16 protein-coding genes, 1 tRNA gene and 1 riboswitch are annotated in these 18,175 nt (G+C 68.2%); of the genes, 11 read left to right on the top strand and 6 right to left on the bottom strand.

The features are described from left to right. Position 1: 1 nt before the first annotated feature. The 8 genes from AC1DHX_RS07675 to AC1DHX_RS07710 all read left to right on the top strand — a co-directional run bounded on the left by AC1DHX_RS07675 (position 2) and on the right by AC1DHX_RS07710 (position 9,712). The gene (locus AC1DHX_RS07675) at positions 2 to 823 is read left to right on the top strand and encodes a M23 family metallopeptidase (RefSeq protein WP_476860146.1); all 822 of its coding nucleotides are present in this window, start codon (positions 2 to 4) and stop codon (positions 821 to 823) included. 136 nt (positions 824 to 959) lie between these two features. Next, positions 960 to 1,129: riboswitch (cyclic di-AMP (ydaO/yuaA leader) on the top strand. A gap of 295 nt (positions 1,130 to 1,424) precedes the next feature. Beyond that, positions 1,425 to 2,183: an NlpC/P60 family protein gene (locus tag AC1DHX_RS07680; protein ID WP_476860147.1), complete on the top strand. Its 759-nt coding sequence runs from the start codon at positions 1,425 to 1,427 to the stop codon at positions 2,181 to 2,183. A 219-nt stretch (positions 2,184 to 2,402) separates the two neighbouring features. After that, entirely contained in the window at positions 2,403 to 2,903 is a 501-nt protein-coding gene (locus AC1DHX_RS07685; protein ID WP_026266867.1) for an HNH endonuclease, read from the top strand. A 94-nt stretch (positions 2,904 to 2,997) separates the two neighbouring features. Then, on the top strand, positions 2,998 to 3,669 hold the full coding sequence (gene mobA, locus AC1DHX_RS07690) for a molybdenum cofactor guanylyltransferase (RefSeq protein WP_476851274.1): 672 nt from the start codon (positions 2,998 to 3,000) through the stop codon (positions 3,667 to 3,669). A 21-nt stretch (positions 3,670 to 3,690) separates the two neighbouring features. Beyond that, positions 3,691 to 3,978, top strand: a complete 288-nt coding sequence (locus tag AC1DHX_RS07695) for a DUF6457 domain-containing protein (RefSeq protein ID WP_079555354.1) — start codon at positions 3,691 to 3,693, stop codon at positions 3,976 to 3,978. Continuing rightward, positions 3,975 to 5,579 carry a molybdopterin molybdotransferase MoeA gene (locus AC1DHX_RS07700; protein ID WP_476860148.1) on the top strand — a complete coding sequence of 535 codons (1,605 nt, stop codon included), beginning with the start codon at positions 3,975 to 3,977 and terminating at the stop codon, positions 5,577 to 5,579. The genes AC1DHX_RS07695 and AC1DHX_RS07700 overlap by 4 nt, the downstream gene beginning before the upstream one ends. A gap of 133 nt (positions 5,580 to 5,712) precedes the next feature. After that, positions 5,713 to 6,585: a formate dehydrogenase accessory sulfurtransferase FdhD gene (gene fdhD, locus AC1DHX_RS07705; RefSeq protein WP_476860149.1), complete on the top strand. Its 873-nt coding sequence runs from the start codon at positions 5,713 to 5,715 to the stop codon at positions 6,583 to 6,585. 91 nt (positions 6,586 to 6,676) lie between these two features. Beyond that, positions 6,677 to 9,712 carry an alpha-mannosidase gene (locus AC1DHX_RS07710; RefSeq protein ID WP_476860150.1) on the top strand — a complete coding sequence of 1,012 codons (3,036 nt, stop codon included), beginning with the start codon at positions 6,677 to 6,679 and terminating at the stop codon, positions 9,710 to 9,712. 258 nt (positions 9,713 to 9,970) lie between these two features. On the opposite strand, the gene AC1DHX_RS07715 is transcribed toward AC1DHX_RS07710, so the two are convergent. Genes AC1DHX_RS07715 through AC1DHX_RS07725 form a run of 3 tightly spaced genes read right to left on the bottom strand, consistent with a single transcriptional unit; the run spans position 9,971 to position 12,232 of the window. After that, positions 9,971 to 10,714 carry a hypothetical protein gene (locus AC1DHX_RS07715; protein WP_476851277.1) on the bottom strand — a complete coding sequence of 248 codons (744 nt, stop codon included), beginning with the start codon at positions 10,712 to 10,714 and terminating at the stop codon, positions 9,971 to 9,973. A gap of 43 nt (positions 10,715 to 10,757) precedes the next feature. Then, positions 10,758 to 11,489 (bottom strand): hypothetical protein, encoded by a 732-nt coding sequence (locus AC1DHX_RS07720; RefSeq protein ID WP_476858029.1) that lies wholly within the window; start codon positions 11,487 to 11,489, stop codon positions 10,758 to 10,760. Beyond that, positions 11,486 to 12,232 carry a hypothetical protein gene (locus AC1DHX_RS07725; protein ID WP_476860151.1) on the bottom strand — a complete coding sequence of 249 codons (747 nt, stop codon included), beginning with the start codon at positions 12,230 to 12,232 and terminating at the stop codon, positions 11,486 to 11,488. The genes AC1DHX_RS07720 and AC1DHX_RS07725 overlap by 4 nt, the downstream gene beginning before the upstream one ends. Positions 12,233 to 12,510: 278 nt before the next feature. On the opposite strand from AC1DHX_RS07725, the gene AC1DHX_RS07730 reads away from it, so the two are divergent. Then, positions 12,511 to 14,178 (top strand): ABC-F family ATP-binding cassette domain-containing protein, encoded by a 1,668-nt coding sequence (locus AC1DHX_RS07730; protein ID WP_476860152.1) that lies wholly within the window; start codon positions 12,511 to 12,513, stop codon positions 14,176 to 14,178. Next, positions 14,175 to 16,088: an ABC transporter ATP-binding protein gene (locus tag AC1DHX_RS07735; RefSeq protein ID WP_476860153.1), complete on the top strand. Its 1,914-nt coding sequence runs from the start codon at positions 14,175 to 14,177 to the stop codon at positions 16,086 to 16,088. The genes AC1DHX_RS07730 and AC1DHX_RS07735 overlap by 4 nt, the downstream gene beginning before the upstream one ends. Positions 16,089 to 16,134: 46 nt before the next feature. On the opposite strand, the gene AC1DHX_RS07740 is transcribed toward AC1DHX_RS07735, so the two are convergent. From AC1DHX_RS07740 to AC1DHX_RS07750, 3 genes are all read right to left on the bottom strand, one after another. Beyond that, the gene (locus tag AC1DHX_RS07740) at positions 16,135 to 16,542 is read right to left on the bottom strand and encodes an NUDIX hydrolase (RefSeq protein WP_223914278.1); all 408 of its coding nucleotides are present in this window, start codon (positions 16,540 to 16,542) and stop codon (positions 16,135 to 16,137) included. After that, a complete protein-coding gene (locus AC1DHX_RS07745) occupies positions 16,539 to 17,156 on the bottom strand; it encodes a DUF6314 family protein (RefSeq protein ID WP_476860154.1) in 618 nt (205 codons plus the stop codon). Before AC1DHX_RS07745 ends, AC1DHX_RS07740 begins: the two co-directional genes overlap by 4 nt. A gap of 1 nt (position 17,157) precedes the next feature. After that, positions 17,158 to 17,230 (bottom strand) — tRNA-Arg (locus tag AC1DHX_RS07750). An 82-nt stretch (positions 17,231 to 17,312) separates the two neighbouring features. Between AC1DHX_RS07750 and AC1DHX_RS07755 the strand changes: the two genes are divergently transcribed. Continuing rightward, positions 17,313 to 18,110, top strand: coding sequence for a DUF998 domain-containing protein (locus AC1DHX_RS07755; RefSeq protein WP_476860155.1), 798 nt, complete (start codon positions 17,313 to 17,315; stop codon positions 18,108 to 18,110). Positions 18,111 to 18,175: the final 65 nt, after the last annotated feature.

Consider the following 18,175-nt stretch of genomic DNA (forward strand, 5'->3'; position numbering starts at 1 on the left):
CTTGACCACCCAGACCTCCAGGGGCCGTCGCCGCGCGACCGGTCCCGCACCGGAGCCGCGTCCCGTCGTCGCACACACGGCCGAACGCCCGCGGGACGTGCACCGGGATGAACGCCGTCGCCGTCGCAGTCCGTTCCGCCAGGTCACGGACTTTGCCGCGGCCAGCGGGGTCGGGCAGAAGGCCGGGATCGCCCTGGCCGCAACTGGTCTGGTTCTGACCGTGACGGTCCCCGTCACGAGCCCGGTGATGGCTTCGAATCCGGGCGGGTCCGGCGCACTCTCCGCTGCCGTGCAGCCGGATGTCACCGCTGCTGCCGCCGCCAAAGTCGACTTCAACCGCACGGCCGTCACCACGAAGGGCGATCCGGACGGGAAACTCAAGCAGCTGCTGAGCGCCCAATCTGTGGGAACCATCACCCGCGCGGCATCGGCCGGCACCCTGGGTGCGCCGCTCGACCAGCTGGTCACGGCCTCGCCCTTCGGCTACCGTGTCAGCCCCATTACCGGGGGCGCGGGGGAGTTCCACCGCGGCCAGGATTTCGCCGCCCAGTGCGGCACGGCGGTCCACGCGGCCGCCAGCGGCACCGTGACCTTCAACGGCTGGCATCCCTTCGGCGGGGGGAACCGCGTGGTCATCGATCACGGCAACGGCCTGGAGACCACGTACAACCACCTGTCCTCGGCCTCGGCCAAGGTCGGCCAGAAGGTTTCCCGCGGTGACGTCGTCGCCATGAGCGGAACCACCGGCGCCTCCACGGGCTGCCACCTCCACTTTGAAGTGATGGTCAACGGCGATGTCGTTGACCCGCTCGGCTGGCTCTAAAAAGACGATGGGCTGCTCTCAACTTCCTGTGACACGCCGTGATCTGAATGTGACATTGGATCCGGACTGCTGTAGGGTTTGAAGCACGCCAACTTTTCCGAAGTTGGCGCTCTTGAGTGGATTGCCTAGCTCTGCCACCGCTCAAGGTCCGTTCGCATTACATCGTCTGGCAGGGGCGGGGGAACCAATTTTGGCCTTCGAAAGAAGGCCTTGGGGTTAAGTCGCAAAGCTTCCCAGGAAGCAGCGCGGCCGGGTGACTCCCATCCGAATCCGACAGCTCACCTCGTAGGCATTGGGAGAGGCTACTTTCGTGTCTTCACGCCACAATTCTGCGCGCATGCGCACCGGCGAGGCTCTGTCGAGCCCGCTGGAATCCACATCACGTGCCGCCCTTGCCGGCGCCCGGATTGGATCACGTTCCGCAGGCTCAATCTCTAGCGAGCCCGGACAGCATGCAGTTTCCGCTTTTGGCGCGTCTTCGCAGTACACCCTTCGCTAAGTAACCCATTTCGGGGCGATCCGGCGTACCCCCAAGATGCCGGAGCGTCCTCAGTCCGCGCCCGAAAGCGCGCGGTCCAAGGATCACGAAAGAGAGAACTTAATGACTACTCGTGCAAACGTTGCACGGCACCGCGCCGAGGTCACCAAGACCAACTCGCTGGCTGTTATTGCTAAGGCTGTCGGCGACAACGCCGGCGGCGTGGGCCGTCAGGCTGCGGTCATCGCCGCAGCTTCCGGTCTGGTCCTGACCAGCGGAATCGCAGCCAACGCTGCTGAAACCAATGTTCAGCGCGAATCCACCTCCGCTTCGGCCCTGGAAGTCCAGTCCGCAGCTCCGGCCACCATCTCGGCCGCTTCCACCATCGCGATCTCCTACGAGAAGCCCGCCGTGACCACCACGCCGGCTCCCGTTGTCGAGGCTCCCAAGCCCGTTGTCAAGGTCCAGGACGCCACGGCCACCCGCGCCGGCGGCACCGAGGTTGGCGTCAGCGGCGGCGTCGCTGCCCAGGCCCCCGCTGGCATCGGAAGCGGCGCAGGCGCGACCATCGCCGCCGCTGCCTACGCACAGATCGGCGTGGCGCAGGACTGCACCGCCCTCGCCACCAACGCCCTGGCCGCGGCAGGCATCCACTACCACGGCTGGCCGGCAGGTTACCTGTCCCTGGGCCGCACCGTGAGCGCCGCCGAGGCACGCCCGGGCGACCTCGCTTACTACCAGAACGGCGGCGTGGGCATGGCTCACATCGCGGTCTACGTCGGCAACGGCATGGCAGTGCACGGCGGCTGGAACGGCGGCACCACCGCGCTGTACAGCGTCAACGTCGGCTCCGGCCCGGTCTTCATCCGCGTCGGCGCCTAAGCACGAACCCCAGCATTCCGAAAGACCCCCGCCTGCAGGCGGGGGTCTTTTGCGTTGCCGTGCAGTGAACTTTCCGCGCCCGGGACCGCACCGGTGAAAAAATATTCGGTGATCCGGCACTTGAGTGTTTACTCTTGTGTTGTCGATCCATAGCCCGACCATGCAGAGGGCAGCCGGCCCTCGTGCCGCTGGCGGGTGCGGCCGTGAAGAGGTATGCGGATGCGCACTCTCGTTCTGAATGCTGGATATGAACCGCTGGCGGTCATCACCTTCCGCCGGGCGCTCGTCCTTGTCCTGACCGGAAAGGCCAGCGTGGTGGCCGAAGGGGACGACCCCGTGGTCGGCCCCCAGGACATTTTGGGCCGCCCGTCCGTGATCCTGCTGAACCGCTACATCCGGCCCAGGTACAACACGATGACTGCGGTGAGCCGCCGCGGCGTGCTGCGCCGGGATGCCCACCGCTGCGCGTACTGCGGCAAGGCTGCCCACACCATCGACCACATCCAGCCCAAATCGCGGGGCGGGGCCGACTCCTGGGAGAATCTGGTGGCGGCGTGCCTGCGGTGCAACAACGCCAAGAGCGACCATACGCCGGCGGAGATGGGCTGGAAGATCGGTTTTGTTCCGGGCCCGCCAAAGGGTGCCATCTGGCAGATCAAGGAACTCGAGAAGCCGACGCCGGCCTGGGATCCGTTCCTGCTGCCTGAATCGGCTGCCTGATCTGCCCCCTTGCTGATTGATCAGCCGGTGAAGACGCTGCCGGCGCACGTGACGGCTTGTTCGGTCGCCGCTGGCGCCGCGCTAGGCTGAAACGATGGAGTTCGATGCCATCATTCTCGCCGGGGGGCGGTCCTCACGCCTCGGCGGCGTGCCCAAATCCGGGCTGGTCTACGACGGCGCCACCCTCCTGGAGCGGTCACTGCGGGCCGCCGGCGCGGCGGGGCGCACCGTCGTCGTGGGCCCCGACCCCGGGGGCCTGCCCGGCGGCGTCCTGACCTGCCGGGAAGAGCCGCCCTTCGCGGGTCCGGCCGCAGCCATCGCGGCGGGGCTGGCCGCCCTGGCCGCCGATCACGCGAGCCGGCACGCAGTAGCCGCGCCCTATACCCTCGTCCTGGCGTGTGACATGCCCCGGTCGGAAGGCGCGGTCCATGCCCTGGCCGAGGCGCTGGCCGCGTCCGGTGCAGGCACGCCGGAAAGGGACGCGGCCGACGGCGTCATGGCCGTCTCGGCCGACGGCCGGAAACAGCCGCTCGCGGGCTTTTATGGCACGGCCGTGCTACATCGTTCTGTCGCGGACGCCGCGTCCCGGGACCGGCTGGAAAACGCGTCGGTGTTCGCCCTTCTTGCTAGGCTGGACGTGCGGGAAGTTCGCGTTCCCCCGGGTTCCACGGATGACGTCGACACCTGGGATGACGCGTCCGCACTGGGGGTATCCGGCAGGATTCCCGACGGCGGTCCGGGCTCCGGCCCGGCTCTGCACAGCTGAACTCGACCATGGAGGCAAACGGTGAAAAGCCAGGACGAAACACTGGAAGACTGGTGCCGTGCCCTGCTCCAGGCCCTGGAGCTGGACGACGTTGAGATTGACGTGAATGAGGTCCTCGCCCTGGCCGGCGTGGCCGCCCATTCCGTGGTGCGCCCGGCGGCACCGCTGACCACATTCATTGCCGGCTTTGCGGCCGGCCTGGCCTCAGGCTCCGGGCAGGCCACGGACTCCGTGTCCATGGAGTCCGCGATGGCCGTGGCCCGCCGGCTCGCCAAGGACTACGCAGCCGCCGAAACTTCCGGGGCATGACGGCTGCGGCCCCGGACGGCAACGGCCCCACCACCGCCGCAGGTGGAGATGGCGTCAGAGATGGCGGTGAAGATGGCGTCAACGATACCGGCGGAAATGGCGTCGGAACTGGCGGTGGAGAGGCTCCCGTAGACGGCCCTGGTGGCCCTCACATCGCGGCGCACCAGGATGCAGCGGGCGAAGACACTGCGGACCAGGATGCAGCGGACGAGGAGGCAGGGGACCAGGGCGCCGCGGGCGAAGACACTGCGGACCAGGATGGAGCGGACGAGGACACTGCCGCGGAGCCGCACAGGCACCTGGCCCACACGTGGCAGGAGGCCCGGCAACTCGCGTTCGAGTGCGCTGTTCCCATCCCGGCCGCCCCTGTTCCGCTGCGGCAGGCGCTCGGCCGGACGCTCGCGGCGGACGTCGGTGCCCGGCAGGACATGCCCCATTACGCTTCCTCTGCCATGGACGGCTGGGCCGTCAACGGCAGCGGCCCCTGGATCCTGGCCGAACCCGGCCAGCGTCTGGCACCACATCAGGCCAGCCCGATTGCCACCGGCGGCCTCATCCCGCCCGGGGCCAAGGCAGTGTTGCGCAGCGAAAGCGGCATCATCGACGTCGACGAGGACGGCCTCCCCGTCCTGAAGCTGGGCGGCACCGCGAAGCCGGGAGACCCGCGCAACGGCGACCACATCAGGAAGGCCGGGGAGGAAGCCGCCGCCGGGGACGTACTGATCAAGCGCGGCACGGTCCTGAACCCGGCCCATCTGGCCCTCGCCGCGCTGGCCGGAAGTGACACCCTTCCCGTGCTCGGCAAGGCCGTGGTCCGCCTCGTTTTCACTGGCTCCGAGGTCGTGACGAGCGGGATACCGGCACCCGGGCAGGTCCGCGACACCTTCGGACCCCAACTGGCCGCCGTGGTGGGAATGCTCGGCGGGATCTGTACCGAAGAAGTGAAAGTCGGCGACACCTACGCCGAATGGCTCGCCGCCCTCGAGGACACCGATCCTGCCGGTGAAAACCTGCCTGCCGACGTCGTGGTCACCACCGGCGGCACGGGGCGCTCCGGGACAGACCACCTCAGGCGCTCGGTCGCCGAGCTCGGCGGCCGCCTGCTGATCGACGGAATCGCCATGCGCCCGGGCCACCCCGCCGTGCTGGCCGAGCTGCCGGACGGCCGTTACATCCTCGGCCTGCCAGGAAACCCGCTAGCGGCCATGATGGCGCTGTCCACGATCGGTGCCCCACTCCTGGCGGCACTCGGGCACAGCGCGATCCCCCCGCTCAGCGAGGTGCCCTGCGGCTCGACAATTGACGCCGACCCGGGCCGGACCCGGCTCATGCCCTTCCGGCTGCTCTATGGCATGGCATCGCCGGCGCAGCACACCGGCCCGGGAATGATGCGGGGGCTGGCCGCCGCCGACGGTGTGCTGGTGGTCCCGCCCCATGGCGTGCAGCTGGGGGAACTGGTCCCCGCCTTCGCCCTCCCGTGGGGTGCGCCGTTGCCTGACGCGTCGGCAGCGGCCGCCGAACAGAAGCCGGCGGCGAAGCGGACCGCAAGGAAAACCTCGGCCAGTGACGGGCCGGTGGACTGGAGTGCCCTTTTGGGCTGAGTCCTGGCCCGCTGCGCCGGCGCAGAGACAAGGCACGCCGCCAGGACCAGGCACTTACAATGATGGAACCAGCCAAAGATTCAAACAGCCGCTAGCCTCAACAGCGGCACACTATGTTGCTTAGGAGCACCGGATGGGCCGTGTGACACAGCGCCGCAAGGTGCACAAGATCGTCCTGGACGGGTCCCCGCAGGCCCTCGAATTCCCGGTCCGGCACCGGGAGGACGTCCTTGCCGTCGAGGAACCGCTGGAAATCCGGCTCGGCAACATGTCATTCTCCGTCACCATGCGAACGCCGGGCAATGACTTCGACCTCGTCGCAGGCTTCCTCGTCTCGGAGGGGATCATCTGGGCTCCCGAACAGCTGGTCTCGCTCAGGTTCTGCGCCGGCGAAGACGCCGACGGCATGCAGACGTTCAACGTGGTGGAGGCGCAGCTCAGGCCCGACGTCGTACGGCCCGAGACCGGACGCAACGTCTTCACCTCCAGTTCCTGCGGCATCTGCGGCACTGACTCGATCGATGCCGTACGGAAGTCCTCGCACTACAGCCCGGCACACGATCAGCTGACCGTCCCCGTCGAAACGCTCGCGGCCCTCCCGGACGCCCTCCGGTCCGCCCAGGAGGTCTTCGAAGTCACCGGCGGCGTGCACGCCGCCGGGCTCTTCAGGATCTCCGACGACGGCTCGGCCGAATTGCTGTGCCTGCGCGAAGACGTGGGCCGGCACAACGCGGTGGACAAGGTGGTGGGCTGGGCGCTCCGCGAAGGCCTGCTCCCGCTCCGGGGCACCGTGTTGCAGGTGTCCGGCCGTGCATCCTTCGAGCTCGTCCAAAAGGCGGCCCTCGCCGGCATCCCGGTCCTCGCCGCTGTCAGTGCCCCCTCCAGCCTGGCCGTCGAGCTCGCCGAGGCCAGCGGGATGACACTGGCCGGGTTCAGCCGCGGGACCAGCCTGAACGTGTACGCGGGCCAGCAACGCGTAGCCGTTCCGGCGCCCGCGGCCGGCTAGGGGCAACAGTTGGCCAACGGGTTCTCCGCGGCGTAAGTTTTATCCATCGATTGGAGTCGATCGGCCCCCCCCAGCGCTGAAGAGGATCACATTGCACGACGACCGCCGTCTTACGGAAGTCCGGCTGGACCGCTTTCTGCGTGACCGGATCGGCCCGGCCGTCTACCCGCGCAGCGTGCCGCTGACGCTAAGCAACTGGAACGCGCCGGACGAACCCGTGCCGGTGCTCGAGGCCCTGCGGCAGGAGTTCACGCCCCAGGAACACGGCGCGGCCTGGGGCCGGCCCTGGAGCACCAAGTGGCTCCGGCTCCGGGGTGAGGTGCCGGACGCCTGGGGAACCGCGGCCGGAACCTCCGTGGAAGTCCTCGTGGACCTCGGCTTCAGCGGCGACCTCCCGGGATTCCAGTGCGAAGGCATTGCCTGGCGGTCCGACGGGACCATCATCAAGGCGATCTCGCCGCGGAACCAGTACATCCCGCTCAAGCTCCTGGGCAGTGGCATGGCCGTTGACTTCTACGTCGAAGCCGCGGCCAATCCCGACTTGTCCCAGAACTGGACTTTCGCCGCCACCCCCTACGGCGACAAGGCGACGTCGGGCAGCGAGCCGAAGTACCGCCTCGGCAGGATCGCCATCGCCGAACGCAACCAGACCGTCTGGGAACTGCAGCAGGACATCCTCACGCTCAGCGGGCTGATGCACGAACTGCCCATGGACCTGCCCCGCCGCCACGACATCCTGCGGTCGCTCGAACGCATGCTGGACATCATGGACCCCGACGACGTTGCCGGGACCGCGGAGGCCGGACGGGCCGCCTTGGCCGGAGCCCTGTCCAGGCCGGCCTATGCCTCGGCGCACCAGCTCGTGGCCACGGGCCACGCCCACATCGATTCGGCCTGGTTGTGGCCGGTCCGGGAAACCATCCGCAAGTGCGCCCGGACGTTCTCCAACGTCGTCGCCCTGATGGACGAGAATCCCGATTTCATCTTTTCGTGCTCCTCCGCCCAGCAGCTCGCGTGGATGAAGGAGTACTATCCGGAGCTCTTCGGGCGCATCCGGGACAAGGTCCGCGCCGGCCAGTTCGTTCCCGTCGGTGGGATGTGGGTCGAATCCGACTCCAACATGCCCGGCGGCGAGGCCATGGCACGGCAGTTCCTCGAGGGTAAAAGCTTCTTCCTGGCCGAATTCGGGGTCGATTGCCAGGAGGCGTGGCTGCCGGACACCTTCGGGTATTCCGCCGCCCTGCCGCAGATCATCAAGGCCGCAGGCAGCCGCTGGTTCCTGACCCAGAAGATCTCCTGGAACCAGGTCAACAGGATGCCTCACCACACCTTCAACTGGGAAGGAATCGACGGCACCCGCATCTTCACCCATTTCCCACCGGTGGACAGCTACAACTCCGACCTCAGTGCCCGGGACCTGGCGCACGCAGAACGGAACTACCGGGACCACGGACGCGGAGGCACGTCGCTGGTTCCGTTCGGGTACGGCGACGGCGGCGGGGGCCCAACCCGCGAGATGCTGGCCGCAGCGCAGCGAACGGCGGATCTGGAAGGATCCCCGAAGGTGCGGGTCGGCTCGGCGGCCAGCTTCTTCAGCCAGGCCCAGGCCGAGTATGAGCCCCTTCCGGTCTGGGTGGGGGAGATGTACCTGGAACTGCACCGCGGCACCTACACCAGCCAGGCCAAGACCAAGCTGGGGAACAGGCGCAGCGAGCACCTCCTCCGGGAAGCCGAGCTCTGGAGTGCCACCGCGGCTGTGCGGACCGGGCACCGCTACCCGGCTGCGGAGCTCAAGCGCCTCTGGCGGCTGGTCCTGCTGCAGCAGTTTCACGACATCCTGCCGGGAAGTTCCATCGCCTGGGTCCACCAGGACGCCGAACGGAACTACGCCGCCGTCGAACGGGGACTGGAAGCGATCATCACGAACGCCGCGGCGGCGGCCCTCGGCACCGGCAGCCGGAAATTCCTGCTCAACGCCGCCCCGCACGAGCGCCTGGGCGTGCCTGCCCTGGCGGCTGCTGAACCGGTCCGGCCCGGGCAGCCGGTAGAGGTCACTGAGGACGGCGGCGGCTACATCCTGGACAATGGCATCATCCGTGCCGTGGTGGATGCCCGCGGACTGCTGGTCTCCCTCACGGACCGGGCCACCGGACGCGAGGCGATTGCTCCCGGCGAGGTGGGAAACCTCCTGGAGCTGCACCGGGACACGCCCAATGAATGGGACGCGTGGGACATCGACGCCTTCTACCGCAGGAACGTCGTCCGTCTGGAACAGGCGCTTTCGGTGGCGCTGGAGCGCGACCCCCGGGGCGAAAACCCGGCCGCCGTCGTGGTGGTGGAGCGGATGGCCGGGTCCTCCGCGGTGACCCAACGGATTACACTAGCGCCGGGTGCAGACTCGCTCGCGATCACTACGGCCGTGGACTGGCAGGAGAGCGAAAAGCTGCTCAAGCTGGGTTTTGCATTGGATGTCAGGGCCGACCGGTCGGCGGCGGAGACGCAGTTCGGGCACGTGTTCCGCCCGACCCATGTCAACACGTCCTGGGAGGCCGCGAAATTCGAAATCTGCGCCCACCGCTGGATCCACGTCGCCGAGCCGGGCTATGGGGTGGCGATCTCCAACGCTTCCAGCTATGGCCACGACGTCACCCGCAATGTCCGGGAGGACGACGGCGGCACCACCACCACAGTGCGGCTCTCGCTCCTGCGGGCACCGAAGTTTCCGGATCCCGGCGCGGACCAGGGCAGGCACGAGCTGCACGTCACGGTCCGTCCGGGCGCCACGATCGCCGACGCCGTCGAAGAGGGCTACCGCACCAACCTGGCGCCGCGGATGGTGCACGGGGCGCACGGGGTGGAACCGCTGGTCACGGTGGTCAATCAGGCCCTTGTCATTGAAGCGGTCAAACTCGCTGAAGACGGTTCCGGGGATGTGATTGTCCGGTTCTACGAAGCACTGGGGGAGCGGTCCACCGGCGCGGTGAAGGCCAATTTCCCGGTCCGCGGGCTGCACGCCGTGGATCTGTTGGAACGGCCCGTCGATGCCCCGGGAGTGACGGCGGGCGGCAATTCCGCCGAGCTGACGTTGCGGCCCTTCCAGCTGGTCACGCTGAGGTTTGTGCGCTAACAGGCAGGGCCGCCTGACGCCGCCTTTCCCGCAGGGGAATCCGGCCGGCAGTGTCGGGGAATCCGAATACTGTCGGGAACAACCGGAAAACCCCTTAAACAGGCTGAGTGGGAGCGGTCCTACCGGACCGCTACCACTCATCCCCCCAATGGCGCTTGGACGGCTGCCTCTGCTTCGCACGGCTGACTTCCGTACACGAAGCGATTGCCGCATTCACACATTCATGATTCTCTCACGGTCTAATGATTTTGTGAATGCCTACTTTTGGTTCTTGCGAAATGTTGCGCGAGCGTTATGAGATTCTTTGGCGGCGAGCCCGGAAGCCCAGAACAGTCCCAGGCCCAGGACATAGCCCAGGACGGCCAAATAGTTGACCGTCTGCTGAGCGAGGGTCCACGCTTTCGGGGCGAAGGAGGCAGGTACGCTGCAGGCGGTGGCGAGGGCGCCGAGGCATGTCAGGAGGGCCGCGGCACGCACCAGCCGCGGCAGCTGGCTCCTGGTGGTGGCCACCAATGCCGGCAGCAGGGCGAGGGAGACGAAAGCAGGATAGGTGCGGCCGGCCGCGGCGTAGAACGGCGCCAGGGCGGCATTGCGTCCCCCGTTGTCCGCGATGTCCAGCATGCCGGCCGAGGACCCGCGGGTGTCCATGAAGAAGAAGGTCACCGCCACGACGACGGCGCTGAGGGCCAGGGCCCAGCGCCCTGCCGGCCCAGCGATGAGGCGGTAGCCGGGCTCGTCTGCCAGGCCCCGCGCCACGCGCAGACCGACCAGCAGGACCGCGGCGAATACGAGGAAGCGCAAGATCAGGTGGGCGAGGTTCCATCCCCCCAGCGCCCCATCGATCGCCTCATAGGGGCCGGGCACCGAGAGCAGGCTGCACAGGGTCGCGAGCACCAGGATCCAGAAGACGGTCCTGTTCCGCCCCTGGACCGCATCCGGAACGCGGAGGAGGAGCACCACGGTGCAGATGATCAGCGTGCCCCACTGGAGGGTTGCAATCATTCCCGGTTCTCCCACATCGCTTGCCTGCTCAGCCCCAAAGTGGTCAGATCATGCCAGCATGCTTCTTCGGCGCACGCTTCGCAAGCGTCTTAGCCAGCCAGATCATGCACAGTCCCAGGACAAGGCACAGGACCGCCGAGTAGTTGATGACGAACCGCATGAACCCGAGGGGCGGAGGGATGACCGGGGAGAGCAGGCTGAGGCAGATGGCCACGGTGCCCACGGCCAGCAACCCGGCGCTGGACCGGACAAGGGCCGGAAGTCCGCTGCGCAGGGTCCGCAGCATCGCCGGAAACAGGGCCGCGGTGATGAACGCGGGGTACAGGCGCCCGGCGGCCCCGTAATACTCCACCAGGGCGGCATTGCGGCCGTCCTTGGCGAACACGGCGACCAAACCCGCCGAGGAGCCGGCGGTATCCATCATGAGGAAGACCACCACCACCACAGCCGAGGCGGCAGCGGCTACTGCGATGCCGATGGGGCCGGTGATGAGCCGCAGGGCGTCGCACGCGCTGAAGCCCCGGGCCATCCGGAGACCAAGGAAGAAGATGACGGCGAAAATGACGAAGCGCAGCAGCAGGTTGGCGACGTTCATGCCTCCCAGGGCTTGGTCCACGGCCAGATACGGGGCATCGATGCTGAGCAGGATTGCCAGGGTCATCAGCGCAAGGATCCAGAACAGGGACCGGTTTTCACCCCGCAGGACACTGGGCACGCGGACGAGCGTGGCGACGCAGCACATCGCCAGTGTGGTCCACTGCAGGATCGCGATCATCCGAGGTTCTCCCAAATCTTTTGTGTTTGTGCCTGCTCCTGCTCATGGCGCCGCAGCGATTTTCCGAGCGCCTGAAGACGTTCCCCGGCCAGGGCGCTAAGGTCGCCGTCGGAAAGAGCGTCCAACGCGGCTTGCTTCGCTCCGGCCGTCCAGCCGGCCTCAGCCTCAGATATCAGGCCCGTGGCGACGAGCCCGCCGGTGAAGCCTACGCCCGCCGCGCGGGCCGTCGCGACCGCAAGCTCGGGGGACAGCCGGTTTGCCGTGAGCTGCGCGGAGTAATTTTGCGGTGCCACCCCGGTGGCGGCCGAAACCCGGTGGCGCAATTCACCATCGTCAATCGCATCCACCCAGTTGCGGACCGACGTGGCGTGCGGTGCGGGGCTCAGAGCCGGGGTCATTGAGCTGCCCTGGTCACCGTAGCCGCCGTAGGCCGGGGAAGAACGCGAAATGACGGCGCGCAACAGGTCCATAGTGGCGACCTGGCTGACGAGTTCGGCGGGGGTCGGCGGCTGCGGCGGGGCGGCCAGCTCCGCATAATGCTCGAAGGATGCGAGTTCCGCCAGCGGACTCAAATCCAGGGCCCGGCTGATGCTGACCAGGGTGGTTTCGGCCACCTTCCCGCGGACCAACTGCTGGGCGAAGGTGGTGCGCTTGATCCCGGAGATCCGGCAGAGATCGGCTGTGCTCGCGGACGGGGCAACCCGATGAAGCCAGAGTTGGAACGCCTTTGCGGGTAGTGGCATCTAGGGCTTCCTGCGGAGTCGACGGGCAGTATGTCTACTGGCATGCGGTGGGGCAGCGGCGATTGAGGCGGGGGGTGGCGGCGGTGTGGCGGTGCGGGCTGGGATTTTGCGTGAGGTCCTAATTCAACTATGCTAAATGGTCGAACCCGCTGGTCCGTACACCCCCCAAGTCCGGACCGGCGGGTTCTTCTATGCCCGGCCGGTTTTCTGTCCCGTCCGGACCCGCAGTTTCTCCCAGACGGGAGGCCCGTTTTGGGCCGCAGTGAGAGGATGAAGTAATGACTGCAACCCTTGTTGCCAAGGATCTTTCCGGTGGACACGATCACCGCACACTCTTCTCGAAGCTGTCCCTGACCGTAGCCCCCGGCGACGTCGTCGGCGTCGTCGGCGCCAATGGTGCCGGCAAATCAACCCTGCTGCGGCTGCTGGCCGGCGTCGACGGTCCGCAGGAAGGCACCGTGAGCCTGGCCCCCGCCGACGCCTTTGTCGGCTGGCTGCCGCAGGAACACGAACGGATTGCCGGCGAAACGGTCGCGGGCTACATCGCCCGGCGCACCGGCTGTGCCCAGGCGACCCTGGAGATGGAATCCACCGCGGAGGCGCTGGGCTCCGGCGCTCCGGGCTCCGACGACGCCTACTCCCTGGCCTTCGACCGCTGGATGGCCTCCGGCGCCGCTGACCTGGAGGACCGCATCCCGTCCGTCCTGGCGGACCTTGGCCTCGATGTGGGCCCCGACGCCGGAATGACTGGCCTGTCCGGTGGCCAGGCGGCCCGCGTGGCGCTCGCCGCCCTGCTGCTGAGCCGGTTCGACATCGTGCTCCTGGACGAACCCACAAACGACCTGGACCTCAACGGCCTGGCCAAGCTCGAGGCCTTCGTGCAGGGCCTGCGCGGCGGCGCCGTCCTGGTCTCGCATGACCGCGAGTTCCTGGCGCGCTGCGTCACCACGATCGTGGAACTGGATCTGGCCCAAAACTCGGTGGCGGTATACGACGGCGGCTACGAGGCCTACCTGGAGGAACGCGCCGTCGCCCGCCGGCACGCCCGGGAACGTTTCGAGGAGTACGCGAACACCAAGGCGGACCTCGTCTCCCGGGCCCGCACCCAGCGCGAATGGAGCTCCCAGGGCGTCCGCAACGCCATGAAGAAGAACCCGGACAACGACAAGATCCGCCGGGCGGCCAGCACCGAGTCCTCCGAGAAGCAGGGCCAGAAGGTCCGGCAGATGGAGTCCCGCATCGCCCGGCTCGAAGAAGTGGAAGAGCCGCGCAAGGAATGGCAGCTGCAGTTCAGCATCGGAGCGGCACCCCGCTCCAGCGCCGTCGTGGCCACCTTGCGCGACGCCGTCGCGGTGCAGGGCGACTTCACTCTCGGCCCGGTGAACCTGCAGCTGAATGCGGGGGAGCGGATCGGGATCACGGGTCCCAACGGCGCCGGCAAATCCACCCTGCTCCGGCTCCTGCTCGGCGTCCAGCAGCCCGACTCCGGTGACGCGTCCATGGGCGCGTCCGTGGCCGTCGGCGAGATCGACCAGGCGCGCGGGCTCTTGGCCGGCGGACTGTTGCTCGCAGACGCCGTTGAGGACGTCCTGACAGAGCAGACCCCGGCCGAGGTGCGCACCCTGTTGGCCAAATTCGGCCTCAAAGCCGATCACACCAACCGGGCCGTGGACTCCCTCTCCCCGGGGGAACGGACCCGGGCAGCCCTGGCGCTGCTGCAGGCCCGCGGCGTGAACCTGCTCGTTCTGGACGAACCCACCAACCACCTTGACCTGCCCGCCATCGAACAGCTCGAGGAAGCCCTCGACAGCTATGACGGCGCGCTGCTGCTGGTCACCCACGACCGCCGGCTTCTGGAAAACGTCCGCCTGGACGTGCGCTGGAACGTCGAAAACGGCGTCGTCACCGAACTGCACGCCGATGCCCCGAAAGGCAACACCAAATGAGCATGGACCGGGTCGCCTGGAGCTCCCTCTACAACATCACCCGCGCCTCCAGCGGGTCCAAGCCGTTCTCGAAGGAGACCCTGAAGCGCGTCTTCAGTTTTGCCCGCCCCCACCGCGGCAAACTGATCGCCTTCGTCCTGCTGTCCATCGTGATGGCCTTCCTGGCCGTCGCCACCCCGGTCCTCGCCGGGCAGGTGGTCGACGCGATCATCGCCCACGCGGAGGCCTCCACGGTGATCTGGCTCGCCGTCCTGATCGCCGTCGTCGCGATCGCCGAGGCCGGAATCGGCTTGGTGACGCGCTGGATGTCCTCCACTATCGGCGAAGGCGTGATCGTGGACCTGCGCACGAAGGTCTTCGACCACGTCCAAAAGATGCCGATCGCGTTCTTCACCCGGACCCGGACCGGGGCCCTCGTCAGCCGGCTGAACAACGATGTCATTGGCGCGCAGTCAGCCTTCGCCGGCACGCTCTCCGGCGTGGTCAGCAACGTCGTGGCCCTGGCGCTGACCCTCGCGGTGATGCTGAATAAATCGTGGCTTGTGACCGTGCTCGCCATGATCCTGCTGCCGATCTTCCTGATCCCGGCCCGCCGGATGGGCTCCAAGCTGGCCGATCTGCGGCGCGAAGCCGCCGAACACAACGCCACCATGGGCACCCAGATGACCGAGCGCTTCTCCGCGCCCGGCGCCACGCTGGTCAAGCTCTTCGGCCGCCCCGACGAGGAATCCCGCGAGTTCGCCCTCCGGGCCGGCCGCGTCCGGGACATCGGCGTCCGCACCGCCATGCTGCAGTTCACCTTCGTCACGGCGCTGACACTGGTCTCGGCCTTGGCACTGGCACTGGTCTACGGCCTGGGCGGCTGGCTCGCGCTCGCCGGGCAGTTGAACGCGGGCGACGTCGTCGTGCTGGCACTGCTGCTCACCCGCCTGTACGCGCCGCTCACGGCACTTTCAAACGCACGGGTCGAGATCATGAGCGCCCTGGTCAGCTTCGAACGCGTCTTCGAGATCCTGGACCTCAAGCCGCTCATCCAGCAGAAGCCGGACGCGGTGGCCTCCCCGTCAGGTCCGCTCTCGGTGGAGTTCGACAACGTCCGCTTCGCCTACCCCTCGGCGGACAAAGTCTCGCTGGCCTCCCTGGAGGACGTGCTGACCCTGGACACCCGCGGCGGCGAGGAAGTGCTGCACGGCATCAGCTTCCGGGTGGAGCCGGGCCAGACGGTGGCCCTCGTCGGCTCCTCCGGGGCGGGCAAGTCCACCATTGCGCAGCTCCTGTCGCGCCTGTACGACGTCGACTCAGGCGCCATCCGCTTCGGCGGCACGACGCCCGGCGCGGGCGTGGACGTCCGTGACCTCACGTTCGACTCGATGCGCGCGACCCTCGGCATGGTGACGCAGGACGGTCACCTGTTCCACGAGAGCATCGCCTCCAACCTGCGCCTGGCCCGGCCGGAGGCCACCGAAGAGCAGATGTGGGATGCGCTGCGCCGTGCCCGGCTCGAAGACATGATCCGGTCCCTGCCCGATGGGCTGGACACTGTGGTGGGGGAGCGCGGCTACCGGCTCTCCGGCGGCGAGCGGCAACGCCTGACGATCGCCCGCCTGCTGATCGCCCAGCCGCGGGTGGTCATCCTCGACGAAGCCACCGCCGCGCTGGATTCGACCAACGAGGCCGCCGTCCAGGAGGCGCTGGGCGCCGCGCTGGAAGGCCGTACCGCCGTCGTGATCGCGCACCGTCTCTCGACGATCCGTGCGGCGGACGCGATCCTGGTGGTGGAGGACGGCTCGATCGTGGAGCGCGGCACCCACCGGGAGCTTCTCGCCGCCGAGGGCCGCTATGCGGAGCTGTACCGGACGCAGTTCTCCGAGGCCAGCGCGGTGGCACAGGAATCCGTGCCCGGCTACTGAGCCGCCGTTTGGAAGCCGGCGTTGGAGGTCCTGGCCGGTGGAGGTCCTAGCAGGACGGCTTGGCGGACAGGGCCGGCAGCACATGGTCCGTCAGCAGCGGGGCGAGGTCGCCGGGCAGCTCGGCGGACAGGTCCAGCCAGCGGATCTCGGCGATTTCCGCCGACGGCCGGGCGCTCCACACCCCGGGCGCCGTGAAGACCGTGGCCTCGATCTGGGTGGCCGCCTCGTTGGCGGCATCCGCCAGCCAGCAACCCAGCAGGTCCAGGCGGTCCGGGGCCAGCACGATCCCCACTTCCTCCTGGAGCTCGCGCGCCGCAGCCTGGGCCGCTGTTTCGCCGGCCTCGGGTTTGCCGCCGGGGTGCATGAACTTGTCCGTGCCGCGTTTGCGGACGGTCAGGAGGCGTCCGGAGCGATCGAAAACGCAGACGGCGGAGACGACGATGCGCGGGTTCACCCGGCGCGCCCTGAATCCGGCGCGGCATCCGGTGTCGCATCGGGGGTCACATCCGGCATCACGCGTGGCTTTGTCTCCGGATCCGGATCCGGGCCTGTTCCTGGTCGTGCCTCTGGTCTTGCGTCTGGTTTTGCTTTCAGCCGTCGCAGGACCGACTCCAGCAGCTGGTCCTTGGCCGGCCCGGTGACGTCCCAGCGGTAGCCGCATTGGTCCGGACCGCGGAAGGTGTACGTCACGCGGTACGTGTCAGGGTCGCACCAGTGCTCGTCCTGATTGGTTTGCCCGGCGAAGCCCATGCGGTGGAAGGGACGGCCGTCCGGGAAGTACACGTCCAGGACATCGGGGGTGTCCGCCGGCTGCAACAGATATTCCCGGCTCGCCGGGCCGGAGAACGGCGCGCCGCCCGGGGGTGCCCAGCGCACGGTGCCTTCTTCACGCCACCACAGGCCGCCGTCGTCGTCGGCAGTGAAGCGTACGACGCCGGTGAAGGTTCCGCTGGTGCCGGTGCTGCGGTCCAGCAGGGTGCGGTCGACGGACCAGGAACCGCGCAGGTAGGCGCGGAGGTCAAAGCCCGGACCCGTGTCCGGGGTTTCGTCCGGGGCAGGAATGTTCAAGTGCCCTCGATTGGAATCGAACCAACGACACCGGCTTTAGGAGAGCCGTGCTCTATCCACTGAGCTACGAGGGCGGGTATCCGCGGGCGGCCGGGGCCGGTCCGGTCGGACACGGATATAAGCATACAAGGTGAGCGCGCGTACTACGCTCTTGGCATGACTGCAGGAACCACCGAGCTTTCCGCCGGAGCCCTCTACTACCCCGATGTGGCCGCGACCAGGTTTTACGTCGGGGCCCTGGCGAAGCTGAGCGTGCTGCAGTATTTCGTGGCCGAGTCGGCTGTGATCGGTGCCTGGGCGGGAGCGGAGCCATACAGCCGCCGCACGGGCTACATCAGCGACCTCGGCGCCGTGGCGTGCGGAGAGTTCTCCGGCCGGGACGTCTGCTCGCCGGCGCACCTGCTGATGAACGCGTCATTTGTGGTCCAAGGCCTTGGCATGGTGGTCGGCGCGTTGCTGCTCGGCTCGGCGCTCCTGTGCTGTGCCGCGCGGACCGCAGTGCCAGTTGGGCGCGGCCGGGTATCGGGGCAGGCGCACGGCCGCCTGCGCTGGGGCGCAGGGGTGGTGGCAGCGGCCGCCGCGCGGCTGCTGACCGGCGCCGCCGGGGCAGGAACGGTCATCGTGGGGCTGGTGCCCGAGGACACGGGATCGGCCTGGCACCTGGCCGGCGCCCTGATGTACTTCGCCGCCGGCGCCCTGGCGCTCCTGATTCTCGGTTGGCTTTGGCTCCGGCAGACGCCGCTCGGGTGGTTCATCCTGGGCTGCGGGGCGGTGTCCTTGGGGGCGCTCATTGCGGGCGGGCTGACGGGCATGCACGTGCCGGAACCCGGTGCCCTGGAACGGCTCATGGGCTATCCCATCACCGTCGGCGTCGCCGCGGCCGGCCTTGTCATCGCCCAGCGGGTCCAGCACGAACGCACGGCGCGCAAGCTCGCCCGGGCCCAGGCCCGCTGAGGCAGGCACGTTGAGGCGGGCCCGTGCAGGCCACAAGGCCCGGGCTGGAGGGCCCGGGCCCGGTG

The organism is Arthrobacter sp. 05N33_2 (assembly GCF_056397425.1).